At 35.2% G+C, this 17823-nt stretch carries 14 protein-coding genes and 1 riboswitch; of the genes, 2 read left to right on the forward strand and 12 right to left on the reverse strand.

The genetic code is table 11. The features are described 5' to 3' along the window. Positions 1 to 62: 62 nt before the first annotated feature. Positions 63 to 917, forward strand: coding sequence for a sensor domain-containing diguanylate cyclase (locus HNR32_RS04210; protein ID WP_311636449.1), 855 nt, complete (start codon positions 63 to 65; stop codon positions 915 to 917). A gap of 525 nt (positions 918 to 1442) precedes the next feature. Here HNR32_RS04210 and HNR32_RS04215 read toward each other — a convergent pair. The 8 genes from HNR32_RS04215 to thiC form a co-directional block, all read right to left on the reverse strand. Then, positions 1443 to 2972 carry a Tn7-like element transposition protein TnsE gene (locus HNR32_RS04215; protein ID WP_183859996.1) on the reverse strand — a complete coding sequence of 510 codons (1530 nt, stop codon included), beginning with the start codon at positions 2970 to 2972 and terminating at the stop codon, positions 1443 to 1445. Beyond that, entirely contained in the window at positions 2944 to 4848 is a 1905-nt protein-coding gene (locus HNR32_RS04220; RefSeq protein WP_196611139.1) for a TnsD family Tn7-like transposition protein, read from the reverse strand. Before HNR32_RS04220 ends, HNR32_RS04215 begins: the two co-directional genes overlap by 29 nt. A 4-nt stretch (positions 4849 to 4852) precedes the next feature. Beyond that, positions 4853 to 6538 carry an ATP-binding protein gene (locus HNR32_RS04225; protein ID WP_183860000.1) on the reverse strand — a complete coding sequence of 562 codons (1686 nt, stop codon included), beginning with the start codon at positions 6536 to 6538 and terminating at the stop codon, positions 4853 to 4855. After that, complete coding sequence (locus HNR32_RS04230) at positions 6519 to 8684, reverse strand: TnsB C-terminal domain-containing protein (protein ID WP_183860002.1); 2166 nt, start codon at positions 8682 to 8684, stop codon at positions 6519 to 6521. The genes HNR32_RS04225 and HNR32_RS04230 overlap by 20 nt, the downstream gene beginning before the upstream one ends. Beyond that, the gene (locus HNR32_RS04235) at positions 8681 to 9517 is read right to left on the reverse strand and encodes a TnsA endonuclease N-terminal domain-containing protein (protein ID WP_183860004.1); all 837 of its coding nucleotides are present in this window, start codon (positions 9515 to 9517) and stop codon (positions 8681 to 8683) included. Before HNR32_RS04235 ends, HNR32_RS04230 begins: the two co-directional genes overlap by 4 nt. Before the next feature lie 182 nt (positions 9518 to 9699). Next, positions 9700 to 11529: a glutamine--fructose-6-phosphate transaminase (isomerizing) gene (gene glmS / locus HNR32_RS04240; protein WP_183860006.1), complete on the reverse strand. Its 1830-nt coding sequence runs from the start codon at positions 11527 to 11529 to the stop codon at positions 9700 to 9702. A 396-nt stretch (positions 11530 to 11925) separates the two neighbouring features. Continuing rightward, a complete protein-coding gene (locus HNR32_RS04245; protein WP_183860008.1) occupies positions 11926 to 12765 on the reverse strand; it encodes a PHP domain-containing protein in 840 nt (279 codons plus the stop codon). A 379-nt stretch (positions 12766 to 13144) separates the two neighbouring features. Then, positions 13145 to 14470, reverse strand: coding sequence for a phosphomethylpyrimidine synthase ThiC (thiC, locus tag HNR32_RS04250; protein ID WP_183860010.1), 1326 nt, complete (start codon positions 14468 to 14470; stop codon positions 13145 to 13147). A gap of 83 nt (positions 14471 to 14553) precedes the next feature. Then, positions 14554 to 14653, reverse strand: a riboswitch (TPP riboswitch). Between the two features lie 120 nt (positions 14654 to 14773). Between thiC and HNR32_RS04255 the strand changes: the two genes are divergently transcribed. Next, entirely contained in the window at positions 14774 to 15205 is a 432-nt protein-coding gene (locus tag HNR32_RS04255; protein WP_183860012.1) for a universal stress protein, read from the forward strand. A gap of 44 nt (positions 15206 to 15249) precedes the next feature. Here HNR32_RS04255 and rpsR read toward each other — a convergent pair whose 3' ends face one another. From rpsR to HNR32_RS04275, 4 genes are all read right to left on the reverse strand, one after another. Beyond that, positions 15250 to 15483: a 30S ribosomal protein S18 gene (gene rpsR, locus HNR32_RS04260; RefSeq protein WP_183860014.1), complete on the reverse strand. Its 234-nt coding sequence runs from the start codon at positions 15481 to 15483 to the stop codon at positions 15250 to 15252. 17 nt (positions 15484 to 15500) lie between these two features. Next, entirely contained in the window at positions 15501 to 15920 is a 420-nt protein-coding gene (locus HNR32_RS04265; protein WP_183860016.1) for a single-stranded DNA-binding protein, read from the reverse strand. Between the two features lie 20 nt (positions 15921 to 15940). Continuing rightward, positions 15941 to 16228, reverse strand: coding sequence for a 30S ribosomal protein S6 (rpsF, locus tag HNR32_RS04270; RefSeq protein ID WP_183860018.1), 288 nt, complete (start codon positions 16226 to 16228; stop codon positions 15941 to 15943). Positions 16229 to 16359: 131 nt separating this feature from the next. Beyond that, positions 16360 to 17736, reverse strand: a complete 1377-nt coding sequence (locus HNR32_RS04275) for an MFS transporter (protein ID WP_260162440.1) — start codon at positions 17734 to 17736, stop codon at positions 16360 to 16362. Positions 17737 to 17823 lie beyond the last annotated feature (87 nt).

The following is a 17823-nucleotide window of genomic DNA, read 5'->3' on the forward strand; positions in this document are numbered from 1 at the left end:
TTTTCAGGAACCAGCATTGGAGCTCATATAAAGTTGCAAAAAATTTATTTGAAGCAGCATATATTGTAGATAAAGAAGGCACTGTTTTATTTTGGAATGATATGGCTACAGAAGTTACAGGATATGATTATGCTTCAGCAATTGGGAAAAAATGTAAAGATCATTTATTAATGCATTTTGATGAAGATGGCAACTCTTGCTGTGAAAATAAGTGTCCTGCAAAGAAAGCACTAGAAATACAGGATGTATTTCAATCAAACTTTACAATGCATCATCAAGATGGACATGTTATTCCTGTAGAAGTAAGATGTATTCCATTAACGGATGACTCAAATAATATTATTGGCGTTATAGAATTATTTAGGAAACTACAAAGTGCAACATCGACAGTAAAAGATTCTGTTGTAAATGGTTTAGTTCAAATTGCATATACTGATCCAGTTACAAATATTCCTAATAGACAATATATGGATCAAAAATTACGAATGCTTTTATTAGAATCGATAAAATCTACAAAGGACATATCTCTAGGTATATTAATTATTGATATACGAAATCTCGTAGATTTTAATAGTTATGGGGGAATAACTTTAGGAAATTTATTATTAAAAGTTGTAGCTAAATCAATTTTTGAAATAATCCAATTAGAATCTGGTAGTTTTCTTGCTCGTTGGTACGGAGGAACTTTTATAGTATTTATTAATACAAATAAGAACACTATATTAATGAATTGGGCAAATAAATTAAAATTAGCACTTGATCATTCTTTTGTCCCTGCTTGGGAAGATATTCAGATTGATTCACGTATTTATGGGACAATTGTAAATAATGGTGAAACTTTTGAGAAAATAACAACTCGATTGGAAAAACAATGGTCTAAATGTAAAAATAGTACAGAAACGATAAATGTTTTTTAACTGATGAATTATCAAGTTAAGTGCGACAGTTCGTGTAAAAAAGACAGGAATAGGTCTTTTACAACCAAATATTTTCTTGGTTGTGAATTAATTAAAAACATTTTTCTATTAAATCAGAAGTTTCTACTTTATAAAGGCCTGTCTTTTTAGAACATAACGATCATAGTAATTTGTTAGTCTTTTCATTATTAGCAGCTCTTAGGAGTGGTAAGAAACTGCAAAATATATAACAATTCCGAGAGTGTTGTTGAGTTTCTGATGGCAGGTGAATTCCGTGCCGCAAGCTGTTTTAACTGTTTTAAAAGATTACAAAGATAATAATGAACGAATATAAGAAATTGATTTTTGCGTACTATGTTAAGAATCATTTGGTATTTTTAATTAGGTATATTTTTATGGATGCTTTTTTTTCTTTTTTGCCGAAGAATAATCTTCATTTTATATGAAGATTATTCTTTGAGCGTTTTTATTTGTCATACTTTATTTTACAATCTAAGATTCAATAAAATAAACTTATAATTCAAGTCAAAATAATTTATTAAAAAGTCTTTCTTCTTTTTTTTCTATCGTAATATTAGTATGTTTTAAACGGTAACATACTAAATAATTAATTTTTTCTAATTGAGGCCATGTACCTGAATTTATAATAAATTTTTTTATTATATTATGACATATTTTATCCCAATTTAGTAACTGTTTAGATATACACATTAGTGTGGAAATTGATAAGTGTTGGCGTTGTATTTCAATGATAATCGCATTAGTGTTATTTTGGGTTTTTATTTTTCCAATGAGATATTTTCTAGGGGTAACTCCGTCATCAAGCGTACATATTGATCTATAACGCCAATGATTATTTAATACCCCAATATATTGGGTAATACTATCTGTTTTGCTCCGTTTCCCCATTAGCTGTAGCACTGCTTGAATATCTGCAAAATCATCATCTAAATTATCTTGCATTATATGCGCAAATTCCAGTTGAGGAATTGTTTCTAAGCCTCCAAAATCACCTGTTGTTCGCTGATTTGTATCAGAAATGATATTACATTTTGTACTTTTTGATGTCACACATTCTTTATTTATTTTGATTCTGTTGATTTCGGTAAATGTACTATATTCAGAGAGAATATCCTTATCATCTTCAATATCTAGAAAATTATTAGATGCCGTCATATTAGCTATTAAATCTTTTGTATAATCACTAGATAATGTCACTATTTTTCTTTTTGATTTGTTTAATTCTCTGTTTTTACGATCTTCTACTTCTTCATAAGTCGCTAATCTTGGATGAGTAACCTGAATTGCATTACATTTTAATCTTTTTTGTTTACAGGCTATAATCTCTCTGATGTATCTTCGACCATTTCTTTCTTCAAAGCGTATTGTGAGTGTCAAGTCATTAAATAAAAATTCAAATAAAATCCCCTTATTTTCTTTAATATTTTTATAAAGCAGATTCAGCATACTATAAATTTCAGGATTAGAAAGTACCCAGGCGACATGTTTAATTGCCGCATTTTGCTTTACATAGTTGACAGGTACATCCGTACTGAAATTCAGTTCTAACACATCATTTTTTAATGCATGTAAAATTCGAGTATCAATGGAATCAAACTGTGTGATTTGATTTAACCAAAATACATCTGGTGCTAATATAGCCCGCATAATTTCAAAAAGTGAAATTATATAATATTTATAATTTATACTGATCCCAAATGTATAACAATCAAACCTGTGATCCCTTCCATTTTTTAGTAAATATGGTTCAATTGGTTTCCGATGTAACACATCTTCCACTATAGAAATATCGGCTTCGACCCATTTAGACATATCTTGTCGTACCCCATCTATATATACAGCAGCTACTATTAATAAATGCAAATCTCCAAAAGACCGTCGGAGTGTTTTGGGATAATTATGTTCTATGGATAAAAATAATGCATCGACAAACCAGCGGCCTTTTGCGTGATAAGGTTTACTGATTTTTATTAATTTTGCTTTTTCACCTTTTTCAAAAGGCCACTTATTTAACCGGATGATTGACTTTGTCATTTCTTGTAAATATACCACCTTGCGATGAATTCCAATTTAGATAATTTTTAATTAAGTTATAATCTTTGTGCCGTAACCCTGCTTTACGCCATACTTTCCATTCAGGTAAAAATATTCCTTCTGCATGCATTTCTTTAATAATTTGCTGGCATCTTCTAATTTGAAATTGCTGTGTTGTTTCTGTAACTCGTGCAATAAAAGCTTGACTAAGAGGCAACTTGTCTTTTTTTTTGTTTAAAATCGACAATTCTGCAATTTGTTTTCCCAATGAAGATTTACATATGCGAATTATTTTATTCTTCTGAAGCAATATACTATATGCTCTTTGCAACTGTACTAATATCTCTAGGTCGCGTTGTTGCCAATCAATATATCCATTGTTGCCACTCGGCGCCTTAGCAATAGGAAGTATTTTCATTAGCCATGCTTGATCATGCCGGTATAAAAACATATATTCTTTTGGACAAATTTTACGAATTTCAGTGCGTGATAATTCTGGTTGTTCTCTCATTATTTGTTGGAATCGTTGTTTATAAGATTTGTGATACTGAGTCGCTTGTTTTTGTAAGATGTCTAGTGGTGTATGCCCTTCCTTCATAGTTTCGTTTTTCATGCTAGCTTCGAATTTCTGAACGGTTTTAACATCACATCCCAAGATTCTTGCCATTTTGCGATAGCTTAAATCATTTTTCTGGAGTAATTCGCGTAATTTTCTTTCCCAAACGGCACCAAATACTTTTATGCGTCCCTTACGGTATCGATCTTTCTCTGATTGATCTGGACCAGTACGTGAATAGCAATATCCGCATTTACAAGTAAAGGTACCAACAGGTCTTCTTGTTTTCGAATCTGCTGTAATAATAACCTGTTCAATCATAGCTTGCTGATAATGTTCAGCTGCTTGGTTTAAACATGGCCAAGGACCAGCGCCAAAAGGATTATAACTTGTTGACATTCCCCTAAAAAAATTGTCCATATTACCAGATAGCAAAAGAATGAGCAATATATGTCGTAGTGGATGTACGGTTCTTTTTATATCTCGCGTGACAATACGTAACCAATTGTATTCATTATGCCGATCTATATTTGATTCGAGAAACATCAATAACGGTTTTCCATAATGTCCAACTACAAAGTCATGTAAATTCGCTTGCCGAACTCGCATCCCATTCGTCAGTAAATCTTTTTGATACAATAAGTTTTTATATCGAGCTAGTACATTCTTTTTTTCGATGTTCGAAAAATGATGTGTCAATAAATAATAAGCTGCTTTTGCTATACGCCATAAAAGCCCATTAAATTTTTTTTTATAACAATAAGTACTTGATAGATCAATTCGATTTTCTTCTAGGCGGACATACTCAATCCGACTACAATCATTTGTTGTTATGTCATACGCTTTCAAATCACAGCTATGATGAGGACAGACTACTACTCCCTGCAATTGATGCTCACGATGAATGTAGGGTTCACCCACTGTTGCAATCTCTGTACTTGCACACATGGGGCAATAATATATCGCTTTTTTAACACAAATACTCCCTGCAATAATTCCTAATTTGTTATACACGCCTTGTCCATTTCCCAATGTTATAGCCTTTCGAATATCAACTTGTCTGTATTGTGGCAGGAATGGTGCATAAAAAGGAAAAATTGTATGTTGTTGAATCAATGATTTTGGTGTATACGAATTACCTAATTCATTACAGAAAAATTGCAAGTAATTTCCCATTTCAAAAGTAGGAATTATGGTTTTTTTGCCAAATAGCTCCATTAACGTATCTTTAAAAACAATATTGCCAGAATAAAAATGATATCTGGCAAACGCAGAATATAATAACTCATCAGGATAAGGATCTGTGAAGAAGGATAGCATAGTATCACTCCACTTTTGTAAATTCCTCAAATGGATTTTTTATAAGCCCTTTTTTCTTAAATAACTCATAGGGATGTTCTTTTTTGCGAATTGCCTCATCATAGATTTTTAAAAGACTGAAAGTTTTATTAGGAATAGCCTGTTGTTTTTTCTTTTGTTGCTGTTGATTTTTAGTTTCAGCAAAAATACGTTGCATAACTAGCATTTTTAGCTCATCTTCTGGAATATTACTATCTGTAGTACTAACAACTGTGTCAATAATATTTCGAAGGACATCTTGAGTGAAATTTGGAAAAATATTGGATGAACAAATACTAAAATATAAGGCATCATGGGATGCTTGGCGTTTATTTTTCATTTCTTGCCGTTTATTAGCAATGGCTTCATTAACACGATCTTCCATCTCAATATCATGCTGTAAATTTCGCCAAATGATTTCTTCATTAATAGATATATCATCAAATTCAGCAATTTTTAGAGGATCACCTGAGCGTAGTGCTGTAATCATCGGTTGTGTAAATTTCAAATCATGCTCTGTAGCTTCTTTAATTATCGCAGGTGTCATTTTATTCACATTATGGAGCAAAGCACGGCTTTGGGCACACATAAATAGCATTACAGCTAATGAAATAACTCCTTGGCATTGATCATAAAAGAAATCCTTTATCGTTTGAGTTAGTTCAGTATCTTCATCCAACACATTAAATTCCCATAAGGACTCTAACAGAGTATCCCACTCAGCACTATTTTGTTTTAAAGGACCCATTTCAATATAACCACCAGATTGCACTCGACGAGCTAACCTGAAATTATGCTGAAAAAGACTACGTGATTTACTAGTCCCAATAAAAATAAGGGGAACCGAAAACATATTTGTAAGTGTGACCAAAAAATCCAGCATATCAGCTGCTTCTTTTTTCAATTTACTCAAATGTTGAATTTCATCAATGACTAGAACACCAACATTATAATTAATCAATAAGGTGGTCATATGCATCAGCATTGTAGATGTAGAACGAGTTAAATAACCATACTTTTCTAACCATCGTTCATTTGTTAAACGATCAATTTCTGCAAATATAGACCGGCATAATGTTGCAAAGTTGCCATCATAAGGGCAGTCTATTTTTAACCAAACAATCTGTGTCCTAGTAAGTGGTTGTCCTTTATAAGAGAAATGTTTGATTACCTGCGGATATAAGTGCAATGTGCGATTGATAGCTGTTGTCTTTCCTGCACCAGAAACGCCATTTATCATGACACATTCTGCGGTTGTGTTTCCAACTTGATAATTGGTTTCCAACTCTTCAGTCGTACACTCTTTTAAATTTTTCATTTGATTTAGTATCTGCATCTTATGCTTGTATTGAGCATCTAGTGGATTTCTTGATTGATAAGAATGACGAATCAATGTTGAAATAATAGATTCCAAACGAATATGAGCAGGCAGAGGTTGCAAAAAGCTTTTTACACGCCATAAGATATGTGACTTTATACGGGGACTCAATCTCTTTTCCTCTTCACTGATTATTGGAAAATGATAAAAGGCATCAATAACCTCTTCTTCTGTCTCTAAAATTGGTGGCAGAGCTTCAATTAAAGGATTGCCATCATAATCACTAATTTTTTGTGCGCGATAAACAGCGGATTCATATGCAGAATAACTATTACTATGATTTTGATTTTTCATGCTTAGCCTTCTCCTTCCGCTGTCTGATCTTTTTCATCATTTGGGCATTATAATCCAAGTTTTTATTATCTTGATCTTGGAAGTCCATTGGGGATTGTTCTATAGGAAAGGGGACGATTCCTCCTGAGTTATCATTACATGGCATAAATGCTTCGATTTTACGATTTCGTTCTTTTTCTTCGGCACGATTATTTCCAATATTTTTTAACCGCTTTGTCTTAGAAATGTTTGCATTTATATCTGTATTAGTTTTTTTCCTAGCATGCTTTGCAATCTTTAAGATCCTTTGATCTAGTTCCGTTTCCTGTTGTAATTGTGACTTACGTGCCTCATGACGTAAGGAGGCTGCTTTTTTATGAGTTGCAATTACATCTTCTAAATACATATCTTTAAAATGACGACTTTTATCTAGTAAATTCAGAGTGATATACTGATGTCCGTCTTCTTTAAGCCAGTAAATTTGTTCCATATTGCGCGGATCATAGACAATTTCTACAGTTTTAATTTTATGTTGTTTATATATATGTTCATTTAACAACTCAGTCGCACCATAGGAAAGATTTTTAAAAACAATAGTTCCTCGGCTAATTGTACCTTTGCCTCGTGGCATAATGTTAAGCCTGAATATCTGCCGATCGACTTTTCGTAAGATCCCCTTTTTATGTGCTGTGCCCCAATTCCACAAATCTAACGGAACAGGTTTCACATTATCTTTAATCATTGCGGGTGTTAATGGATATTTTTCAATTTCGTGGATATTATGCAAAAGAACGCTGCGAAGAATAATTTCGGTAATTTCTTTTAACGTAAGTTTTGAGTCTAACCGATAATCTGGATCGCCACGTTTGCGATAATCTTTCATTATGGCTCCGGGTAAAAAGCTTTTAATCCGGGCATTTACTGTACGAAAGAATCGTTCAACAATCCCTTTATAGTCACCACGATAGGGCGAGGTGTTTTCGATGGTTATATTCAAATTATTAATTAAATTTTTTACGCCATATCCCTCTAATTCACCGCGATCAGCAATAATTGTTTTCGGCAAAAAACAGCAGGGCCAATCTTCTGATTCAATTTGTATATTGTATTTTCTACATAATTCTACTTTATCTGCCACCATCGAATCGAGTACCATCATTGCACCATTCCAAGAAGGCGATTCTAAGCCGACATAACATCCTGTTATCATACGTGAAAAAACATCAATTATAATATACACAGTTGGTCTACCAATAATTTTACTACGATCAACTTCACTAACAATATAAAGATCTGCTACTGTAGCATCAATTTGAAAGCGAAAACCTGGACCAGGGGATTCTATCGTCGAGTTACTTAACAGAGAACGATGTTTTAATTCAAATTCTTTTTCTCCCTTACGCATCTTAATATCTAATTCCGTGTTTTCATTTTTTTTGAACCAATAATAGTATTGGCGAAAGGTGGGAATCATCCCTTCATCACGTATAATTTTTTCAATCTCATTATTTTTTTTCACAGTAATAGAATAAAAATCAGCAAGAATTAATCGATATACTTGTCGCAATGATTTTTGCTGATTTGTCCGCCAATACTTGTTAGTCCCTGCTTCAAATTGTTTTTTTATACACTCAGAAATAATAATACCATTTGCTTTATTATTGCTATATATACGACGGCGTCCATTCTTTTCTTTTAAAATTCGTTCTTGCCCTTTTCCGCCTGATTTTGCATAATCAGGTAGCAGAGCGTTGCGATTCATACCTCGTTGCCAAAAGCGGCTAAAAATGCGACGTACTCTAACCATAGGGATATTTTCAATTCTGCTTATTTCTTTAAATATTGCAGTTCTTGTATGTTTTGTTAAAATTGCCATTTTTTTATTATCCCAATATACTTCTATGATTCTCCAGGCTTCATCTCTTTTTGCAATTTCTGAAGCCTTCAAGTTTTTATCTGACTTAATCATAAAGTATGGATCAGCGATTTCAACAATATCTGCATTATCAGATTTTATTTGCATGTCGTTAATACTTCCCATTATAGGCATACTAAAAGCTTGCTCAAGATATACATATAGGCAAATATCAGATGTTACATCTAAATGAATAATTCGCATTCGTTTTCCGTCATTTACAAATTGATACACACTATTAAAATTTATCATGATATCCCCATTCCTAACATCCTTGATTTTTTCAGTAATTCAACACGAATATACTGATCTATATTTAATGGTTGCAACAAATCAATTGTAATATACTTCTGTGCTATAAGATGTTTAAAAAGAGCTATACCTGCACCTTTCGGCAGATGAACATCTTGCTCAAACATGCGGGATATTTGTCGTACTGTTTTATCAGAAACAAGTAGTCGTTTTAAAAATTCAATAACAAGATCTTCTTTCTCATCTTCGTCTATATCAGAAAGTCCTGCGTAATCTGATAAATCATAATATGCTAAAGCATCGGCAATATTTTGGCTATAAATTTTATCTATTTCAACTTCGGTAACTATACCCCAATTAATTTCTTTACGATGCCAATATGTTTTTTCAATTTGGAATTTTTCAATAACCCTACGCGATAATAAATCTTGTTTATACTTTGTTGTACGGATAATATCTTCCGTTGTATCTCCTTTTTTTAGAGTAATACAAAAATCTGACGTCATTGTAATTGGTTTTTTAGTTATTGGATGTATCGGATGCTTAATGCCTAACTCTTCAGCTATTAACAAGGTTTCTTTTAACTCCAATGGAAATTGTTCACGTATATCAACAACAAAGGCAGAAAATTCTAATAATATAAAGTAGTTTCGCTCTAAGTCAGAGAGAAATTCATGTTGTCGTCCTGTTTTTATACCACGTAATCTTGATGAACGTCCTAATGATGGTACATCTTGAATAAGAATAAATGGCTTATATGCGTTACCATGAGGAATAAGATTATAATTTTCTTCATTTCCGCGATGGATGTTAATTCTGTTTCGTTTTGCCATAAAAAACCACCTCCCGCAATAAGTATATTACGAGAGGTGGTTTTAATCAATTTTTATTGAATGGTTTAATCAAACTGTTTTGTCTTTGATCAAACTTATTTATAAATGATCAAACTATTTTGTAATGCTACAGCAGTCTGAAAATAACAAGAAAATTGAGCACAGTAAAATTAAGAAATATATTATTCAACTGTTACTGATTTAGCTAAATTACGAGGTTTATCAACATCGCAGCCGCGGGTAATAGCGGCATAATAAGCAAGCATCTGTAAAGGAACAACAGTTAGAAGCGGTATTAATAATTCATCAGTAGCTGGAACTTTAATAACATGGTCAACGTATTTAATCAGTTCATTGTCAGTTTCAGCAGCAATACCAATAACTACCGCATCACGTGCTTTGATTTCTTTGATGTTACTGATAGTTTTTTCATAAACACTTTTCTGGGTAGCAAGGGCAATAACTGGAACTCCCTTAACGATAAGAGCCAGGGTGCCATGTTTTAATTCGCCAGCAGCATACGCTTCAGCGTGAATGTAGGAGATTTCCTTTAATTTTAAAGACCCTTCAAGGGCAACATTATAATCAAGGGAACGACCGATGAAGAATACATCTTCATTAAAACCATATTGTTTGGCAAAGGTTTTAATCGGTTCGGTATCTTCTAAAGTGCGGCTGATTTGATCAGGCAGCGCACGCAGCTGTGTTAAAAGATCTTTTGTTCGTTCAGGAGCAATAGTCTTTTTGATGCCAGCCATGTACATAGCCAGCAGGAACATTGTTACTAGCTGGGTAGTATAAGCTTTAGTAGAAGCTACAGCTATTTCCGGACCAGCCCAGGTATAGATAACTTCATCAGCGTCACGGGCAATGGAAGAACCTACAACATTAGTTATAGCTAGTGTTTTGCCGCCAAGACGTTTGGTTTCCTTTAAAGCAGCTAATGTATCACTGGTTTCACCTGATTGGCTTACAATGATGACTAATGTATGTTCATCGACAATTGGATTGCGATAACGGAATTCTGATGCAATATCAAGTTCAACTGGTATGCGGGCCAGTTTTTCAATATAATATTTGCCGACAAGACCAGCATGATAAGCTGTACCACAGGCAACAATGAAGATTTTATGGAATGATTCAAGATATTCTTTATTCCATTTTAATTCATCGAGAATAACGCTGGAATTATCTTTAGCAAGACGCGGCATTACAGTGTCACGGACAGCTTTTGGCTGTTCATGGATTTCTTTAAGCATGAAGTGTTCATAGCCGCCTTTTTCAGCAGCTTCAGCATTCCAGTTAACTTCAAAAACTTTTTTGGTTACAGGAATACCTTCGTGATTGGTTATCCAAATGGAATCTTTTTTAACAACAGCCATTTCACCGTCATTGATTATATAATTACGGCGAGTATAACCGATGATAGCCGGTATGTCGGATGCGATGAAGTTTTCACCATCTCCAAGACCGATTACCAATGGATTGTCTTTTTTAGTGCAGATTAATTTATCAGGATCTCTGCGTGACATGAATAATAATGAGTAAGAACCTTCGATGCGTTTTAATACTTCGCGAACAGCTCCTTCGAAATCACCATCATATAAATCTTCTAATAAATGGACAACAACTTCTGTATCTGTTTCGGAAAGAAATTTATGACCTTTTTCGATAAGGTCTTCTTTAAGGCTCATATAGTTTTCGATTATGCCATTATGAACGATAGCAAAATCACCTTTGCAGTCCATATGAGGATGAGCATTTAAATCGGAAGGTCCGCCATGAGTAGCCCAACGGGTATGACCGATACCGATGCTTCCTTTAGGTTCATGACCTTTAATCTTGTCTTTCAATGCATCGAGGCGACCAACGCATTTTTCTAAATTAATTTTATCACCATCAAATACCGCGATACCTGAAGAATCATAACCACGATATTCGAGCTTAGTCAGGCCGTCAATCAAAAAAGACTGAGCCTGCTTATTTCCAATATAACCAACAATACCACACATAATGAGATACCTCCAAAATAAATAATTATTAAAGATGTATCTGCCAATCCTTACTCTTTGTATTGTGTCCTGGGTTGCCCCAAGGTTTTGACAAATTTTATCGACCGGATTACAGCCGAGAGGCATCCGCTGATTACTCGACAACCTCTTCCTCGTCCTCTTATAAAGAGCCAGCGCTAAGCAATATGCTTTTCAGTAAAATAATCTATCCTCCTTTTTTCTATCTTGGTTATGGCAGATTATAACGGATAGACTATAGTATACAAAATGATTATTTCGCATCCTCCATATTCTAATATATACTTGCCATTTGGTCAAGTTATTTATGTAATTGTTATTGTAATGAAAAAATACGACGAATTTTGTTTTCATCGTATTTTAATAAAGCTTATTAAATTAATGATGTGGCTGACAAAGTAAAGCAAGAAGTTTATCATCATGAAAATCTAAATTGTTATTGATGCCGCTGCCAAGTTTTATGTCTGGTTTAACTTTTTCACCATGAAAATCGCTGCCACCAGTTATTAATAATGAGTGTTTTTGGGCTAACGCTAATGATAGCTCAGTATCCTGCGGCGTGTTTTCACTATGATAACATTCAATGCCGGCAAGCCCTAATTTTTTAAGTGGAATAATAAAAGTATCTAGTTCAGCATACGCTTTTCCCTGCTGCATAGGATGGGCTAAAACAGGAATACCCTGCATTTGTTTTATCATTACAATAGCTTCCTCAACTGTTGGGCGAGGCTCTTTTATTTGACGGAATTCTGGGGTATCAAGATATTTATCAAAGGCTTCCTTGATAGAGCCAACGTATTTATGTTCGAGCATGGCTCGGGCAAAATGTGGTCGGGCATAAATTTTATGCAGGGCATATTTGTCAATATCTTTCCATGTCAGATGAATAGCACGTTGTTTGAGAAATGCAAAAATCAATTCTGCTCTTTTTTGGCGCAGCTGCTTATTGTTTTCGCATATTTGCAGGGCAGTATCTGATTTATAATCAACATTATAGCCAAGGACATGGACATTTTTGCCGAGGGCATTTATTTCAATACCGGGAATAAATTGTATGTTTGCTTGCTTGGCGGCTTGAGCGCCTTCGTCTAAGGCATCTATAGTATCATGGTCAGTTATGGAAAGTGCAGTCAGGCCAATGCTTTTAGCCATTGCTACAATTTCAGTGGCAGTATATTGACCATCAGAAGCGAATGTATGGCAGTGTAAATCCATCATATTTATCACCTTGCTTATATTATTTTATGGTTATATCGTGTTGTGTTAGTTAATAAAATAGGGTGGTTTTTAAAGCCGTCCCTTTAGGGAAGGTGGCTTGACGAAGTCAAGTCGGAAGGGTTGGTTTATAACCCCTCAGGCAGCTTCACTGCCAGCTCCACTGCCAGCTCCACGCACAATGTGTACTATATTTCTAAGCGCTAAAGCGCAAAGAACTATAGTATACAAGGGAGTCTTTCAGACAGGTAAGATTCAACTAGCACAATATGAAGTAATATATATTTTTAATTGTAACGAAAAAATAAAAATACAGCAAGTATAATAAAAGTCCACACCAAAGGCATGGACTTTTACAAGAGTGTATTAAAATTTATAGTGATTATTTATCGCAATTGCCGTTTTCTTCACAGAATAAAACTTTTTCACCATCAAGAATTTTATTAGTCGTTCTGACTGCACACATTTTGCCGCACATTGAGCAGGTATGTCTTTCTGCAGGAGGAGTGCTCTCATAATAACGACGTGCTTTTTCTGGATCAATAGCAGCGTCAAACATTGCATCCCAGTCGAGTTTATGACGAGCATCAGCCATACGGTTATCCTGCGTGCGGGCACCAGGCAGTTTATTGGCAATATCGGCGGCATGCGCAGCGATTTTAGTAGCAATGATACCATTGCGGACATCATCTAAATCAGGCAGTCTTAAATGTTCAGCCGGGGTTACATAACAAAGAAAATTAGCACCACTCGATGCGGCAATAGCGCCGCCAATTGCTGACGTTATATGGTCATAGCCTGGGGCAATATCGGTAACAAGCGGGCCGAGTACATAAAATGGAGCGTTGTGGCAAAGGCGTTTTTGTAGTTTCATATTAGCAGCGATCTCATCAATTGCCATATGCCCCGGACCCTCGACCAAAACCTGAACATCGGCTTTCCAGGCACGTTCAGTCAGATTGCCTATTTCGATGAGTTCACCAATTTGTCCGGCATCAGAAGCATCATCAAGACAGCCGGGACGCAATGAATCGCCAATAGAAATAGTGACATCATGTTCGCGTAGTATTTCCAGTACCTTATCATAATGTTCGAAAAATGGGTTTTCATTACCGGTCATTTCCATCCAGGCAAAAAGTAACGAGCCGCCACGGGAAACAATATTCATGCGTCGGCCGGAGCGCTTAAAGCCTTCAACAGCACGGCGGTTCAAGCCGGCGTGGATGGTCATGAAATCCACACCTTCTTTAGCATGCGCCTCTAATACAGATAGAAAATCATCAGCAGTCATCTTTAATAAATCTTTTTCCAAATAGCCTAAGGCATCGTACATGGGGACAGTACCAATCATCGCTGGTGAATAATCAATAAGTTTTTTTCGGAATTCATGGGTTTTACCATAATTGGATAGATCCATGATTGATTCGGCACCCATATCAATAGCCATTTTTACCTTATTCATTTCTAAATCGTAATTTTTGGCATCGCCGGATATGCCAAGATTGACATTAATTTTGATTTTTAGCCCGTCACCGATACCTTCTGCCGATAAGGCGCTGTGATGAATATTGGTGGGAATAGCAATAGTGCCCTTGGCAACATTATCTCTTATCCATTCTGGTGTGCGATTTTCTTTTTGGGCAACAAGTGACATTTGATCAGTAATGATACCTTGTTTGGCAGCAGCAATTTGTGTTTTATAGGCCATATACATCCTCTTTTCTTCCTCATTAGGAATAAATAATAAACAGGCCAATAAAAAAAAGCCTGCTTTTATGGGAAAGCAGACTTGAAAATTTTTTATCAGCTTCCCTACGCTGGTATTAACCAACAGGTTCAAAGGGTTGGACAAATAGTCCTCTCAGCTAGAAAAGCACCCCTGCTGAGATTCAGTCTAGCAAAATGAGACTATCCTGTCAAGTAAATGATTTAAGAAAATTATAAATATTACAAGGTTATTTTTAGCAAATAGAGAATTATATAAATAATAAATAGTAAAGAGGGTGGCATTATGAGAGAATTTAAATCGATATTAGTTCCTATTGATGGTTCGGCACATTCTGAGCATGCTTTACAGCAGGCTAAATATATTGCTGGTTTAAGTAATGCAGCATTAACTATTTTATATGTTATTGATTTAAACACGGCAGTTACTGCTTTTGAAAGACTTAGCATGAATACGTACATCCCTGATGATATTGATGCTCAAGGAAAAGAGGTTTTGGAGAAGGCGAAGGGAATTATTGGTGATTTGCCAAATACTGACTATGAATTGCGGGTTGGCGATCCGGCAAAAATAATTTTATCATATTCCAAAGATAAGAATATGGACTTAATTGTAATGGGCAGCCGCGGACTTGGTGCGATTAAACAGATAATTATGGGAAGTGTCAGTCAATACTTGGCAACGCATGCTGAGTGTCCAGTACTGGTAGTTAGATAATAAAAAAGACTCAATACTTAATAAAAAGTATTGAGCCTTTTTTATTATTCCGCAGTGAACGGTAATAATGCGATATTACGAGCACGTTTAATAGCAAGTGTAACTTGACGCTGATGGCGTGCACAGTTGCCGGAAATACGACGAGGTAAGATTTTACCGCGTTCTGTAATAAAACGGCGTAATTTAGCAACATCTTTATAATCGATAGATTCTACTTTATCTGCGCAGAAACTGCAAACTTTTCTTTTTGGTCTTCTGCCTCTATCACGTTTAACCAATGGAATACCCTCCTAAATTAAAATGGAATTTCTTCGTCAGGGGGTAATTCTGACCCAAAAGAATTAGCTGAACTATTGTCAGCAGATTGAGCAGAATTGGAATAATCATTACCGGCATGAGCTGGACGTGAGCCCATAAACTCAACTTCGTTGGCAATGACTTCAGTTACATAACGTTTAGAACCATCCTGAGCATCATAGCTGCGTACCTGTAAACGACCTTCGATAAGGACTTGGCTGCCTTTTACTAAATTATTGCCGCATATTTCAGCAAGTTTCTGCCAAGCAACAATACTAAAGAAATCAGCAGTATTTTCTTCCTCACGAGAAAAACGCCTGTTTACAGCTAAGCGAAATGAAGCTACGGCTTTACCTGATTGGGTATAACGCACTTCAGGATCAACGGCTAATCGTCCCGCTAAAATAACTTTGTTCATAAATTTCCCCCCGCAACGAATTATTTTTCGTCTAATCTAATGATCATGTGTTTTAGTATTTCGTCATTAAGTTTCATTACACGATCAACTTCATCAGTACAGGTTGATTCAGCACTGATATTGAGCAAGCAATAATAACCGTCCATGCAATCATTGATTTCATAAGCAAGACGTTTTTTGCCCCAACGATCTTCTTTATCGATGGTACCGCCGTTATCAGTGATGATTTTGGAATATTTTTCGATTACGGCATTGGTTTGTTCTTCTTCCATTGGTCTAACAATGAAAACTACTTCATATTTTCTCAAGAAATTACCTCCCTCTCTGGACTATCGGCCCGTTTAACGGGCAGGGGATTCAAAATAAAATTTTGAAACCAGTCTAAATAATTATTAACTAGAAAATTATATCATTATAATGTACATATTACAAGCATATTTTATTTGTTTTTTTTGCCACGAGCCAGTGAACAGAAAATTCCCAGACAGCAGGTTAAAGCTAAAACAAAGAAAATCATCTTTATACCAGTCAATAAATTACTGTGATATTGGACATACGGTGAATTGACGGTATACATTGATAATAATAAAGTTACGATAGCCATACTCGTAGCCTGTCCGAACATGCGCATGGCCGATACGATAGAAGAAGCGATACCGTAATATTTTTTTTCAACAGAACCCATTATGGCATTATTATTCGGCGAAGAAAATAATGCAAAACCAATGCCGATAAATAATAAAACACTTCCAATATAATATAAAGAGGAAAAAGCTGTTAAACGCGATAACAAAAACAGGCCAACAGCAGTGATACTCATACCGCCGGAGGCAATAATACGTGGCTCATATTTATCAGAGAGGGCACCAGCTAGCGGCGATAAAATTGCCATCATCACGGGCTGTAATAATAGCAGCATGCCGGCGTTTAAAGGTGCAAAACCGCGGATTACCTGTAAATATAGTGACATCACAAAGGCAATGCCGAAAGTGGCGCTGTAGTTAATAAGGGTTGCCAAATTGGACATGGCAAAAATTGTGTTTTTAAATAAGGAAAGATCTAATAATGGATGGTCAATGATACGCTGGCGCTGAATGAAAATAATACCAACAATAATACCGCAAAGTATCAGCCACTTCATTATCGGGTGATGCAAGTATGAGGAAAGACCATAAAGAATACTGGAAGATGAAATAGCATATAAGGCAGCGCTTACAATATCAAATTTATCGTTTTTATCACCGAACCAGTCTTTATGTACAGAAATTAGCAGACTGAGACTAAAAATAAGGCCGATAGCTGTGAAAAAAAAGATCGAGCGCCAGCCTAAAAATTCTGTAAGCGCACCACCGATAACCGGACCTAATGATAGTCCCATATAGACACAGGAAGCAGAGTAGCCAATTACCCGGCCACGCCGTGCTTTAGGATAACAGGCAATAAGCATGGCGATTCCTGTAGAAAAATTCATAGCCATGCATACCCCTTGGCTGAACCGTAAAAATAATAAAAACTGTAATGATGGGGCAAAAATACAGGCTAATGTAGTTATAATTACACCAGTACAACCGTACTGATAAATTTTTCGCCGTCCTTTTATGTCGGCATATTTTCCCCAGGGAATTAAAAATGAGACAGCACCCAACAAAAATAAGGTCAATACCCAGGTTAAATCCTCAGCCAGTAAGTGGTATTCCAAAGCCATGGAAGGAATTGCGACATTTACAGAACTGGCCATGAACGGACCGAAAAAAGAGGTAATAAGTACAGAATAAAAAATTCGTTTTTCAGCCATAATAATTGTATATCCTTTCATTGTTAGCTTATTTGTATAATTCGACATTATACAAGCAGAATACTCTTAAATAGGAAGAAGTTTATAAAACATAATTTATACATTACT

The sequence above is a fragment of the Pectinatus brassicae genome (genome assembly GCF_014201835.1).
GTDB lineage: Bacteria > Bacillota > Negativicutes > Selenomonadales > Selenomonadaceae > Pectinatus > Pectinatus brassicae.

Bases quoted from the DNA above. Each gene is read 5' to 3' on its own strand.
- glmS (WP_183860006.1), bottom strand. From the start codon at position 11,529: ATGTGTGGTATTGTTGGTTATATTGGAAATAAGCAGGCTCAGTCTTTT.
- HNR32_RS04220 (WP_196611139.1), bottom strand. From the start codon at position 4,848: ATGCTATCCTTCTTCACAGATCCTTATCCTGATGAGTTATTATATTCT.
- HNR32_RS04255 (WP_183860012.1), top strand. From the start codon at position 14,774: ATGAGAGAATTTAAATCGATATTAGTTCCTATTGATGGTTCGGCACAT.
- HNR32_RS04245 (WP_183860008.1), bottom strand. From the start codon at position 12,765: ATGATGGATTTACACTGCCATACATTCGCTTCTGATGGTCAATATACT.
- thiC (WP_183860010.1), bottom strand. From the start codon at position 14,470: ATGGCCTATAAAACACAAATTGCTGCTGCCAAACAAGGTATCATTACT.
- HNR32_RS04215 (WP_183859996.1), bottom strand. From the start codon at position 2,972: ATGACAAAGTCAATCATCCGGTTAAATAAGTGGCCTTTTGAAAAAGGT.
- HNR32_RS04275 (WP_260162440.1), bottom strand. From the start codon at position 17,736: ATGAAAGGATATACAATTATTATGGCTGAAAAACGAATTTTTTATTCT.
- HNR32_RS04265 (WP_183860016.1), bottom strand. From the start codon at position 15,920: ATGAACAAAGTTATTTTAGCGGGACGATTAGCCGTTGATCCTGAAGTG.
- HNR32_RS04230 (WP_183860002.1), bottom strand. From the start codon at position 8,684: ATGATAAATTTTAATAGTGTGTATCAATTTGTAAATGACGGAAAACGA.
- HNR32_RS04225 (WP_183860000.1), bottom strand. From the start codon at position 6,538: ATGAAAAATCAAAATCATAGTAATAGTTATTCTGCATATGAATCCGCT.
- HNR32_RS04235 (WP_183860004.1), bottom strand. From the start codon at position 9,517: ATGGCAAAACGAAACAGAATTAACATCCATCGCGGAAATGAAGAAAAT.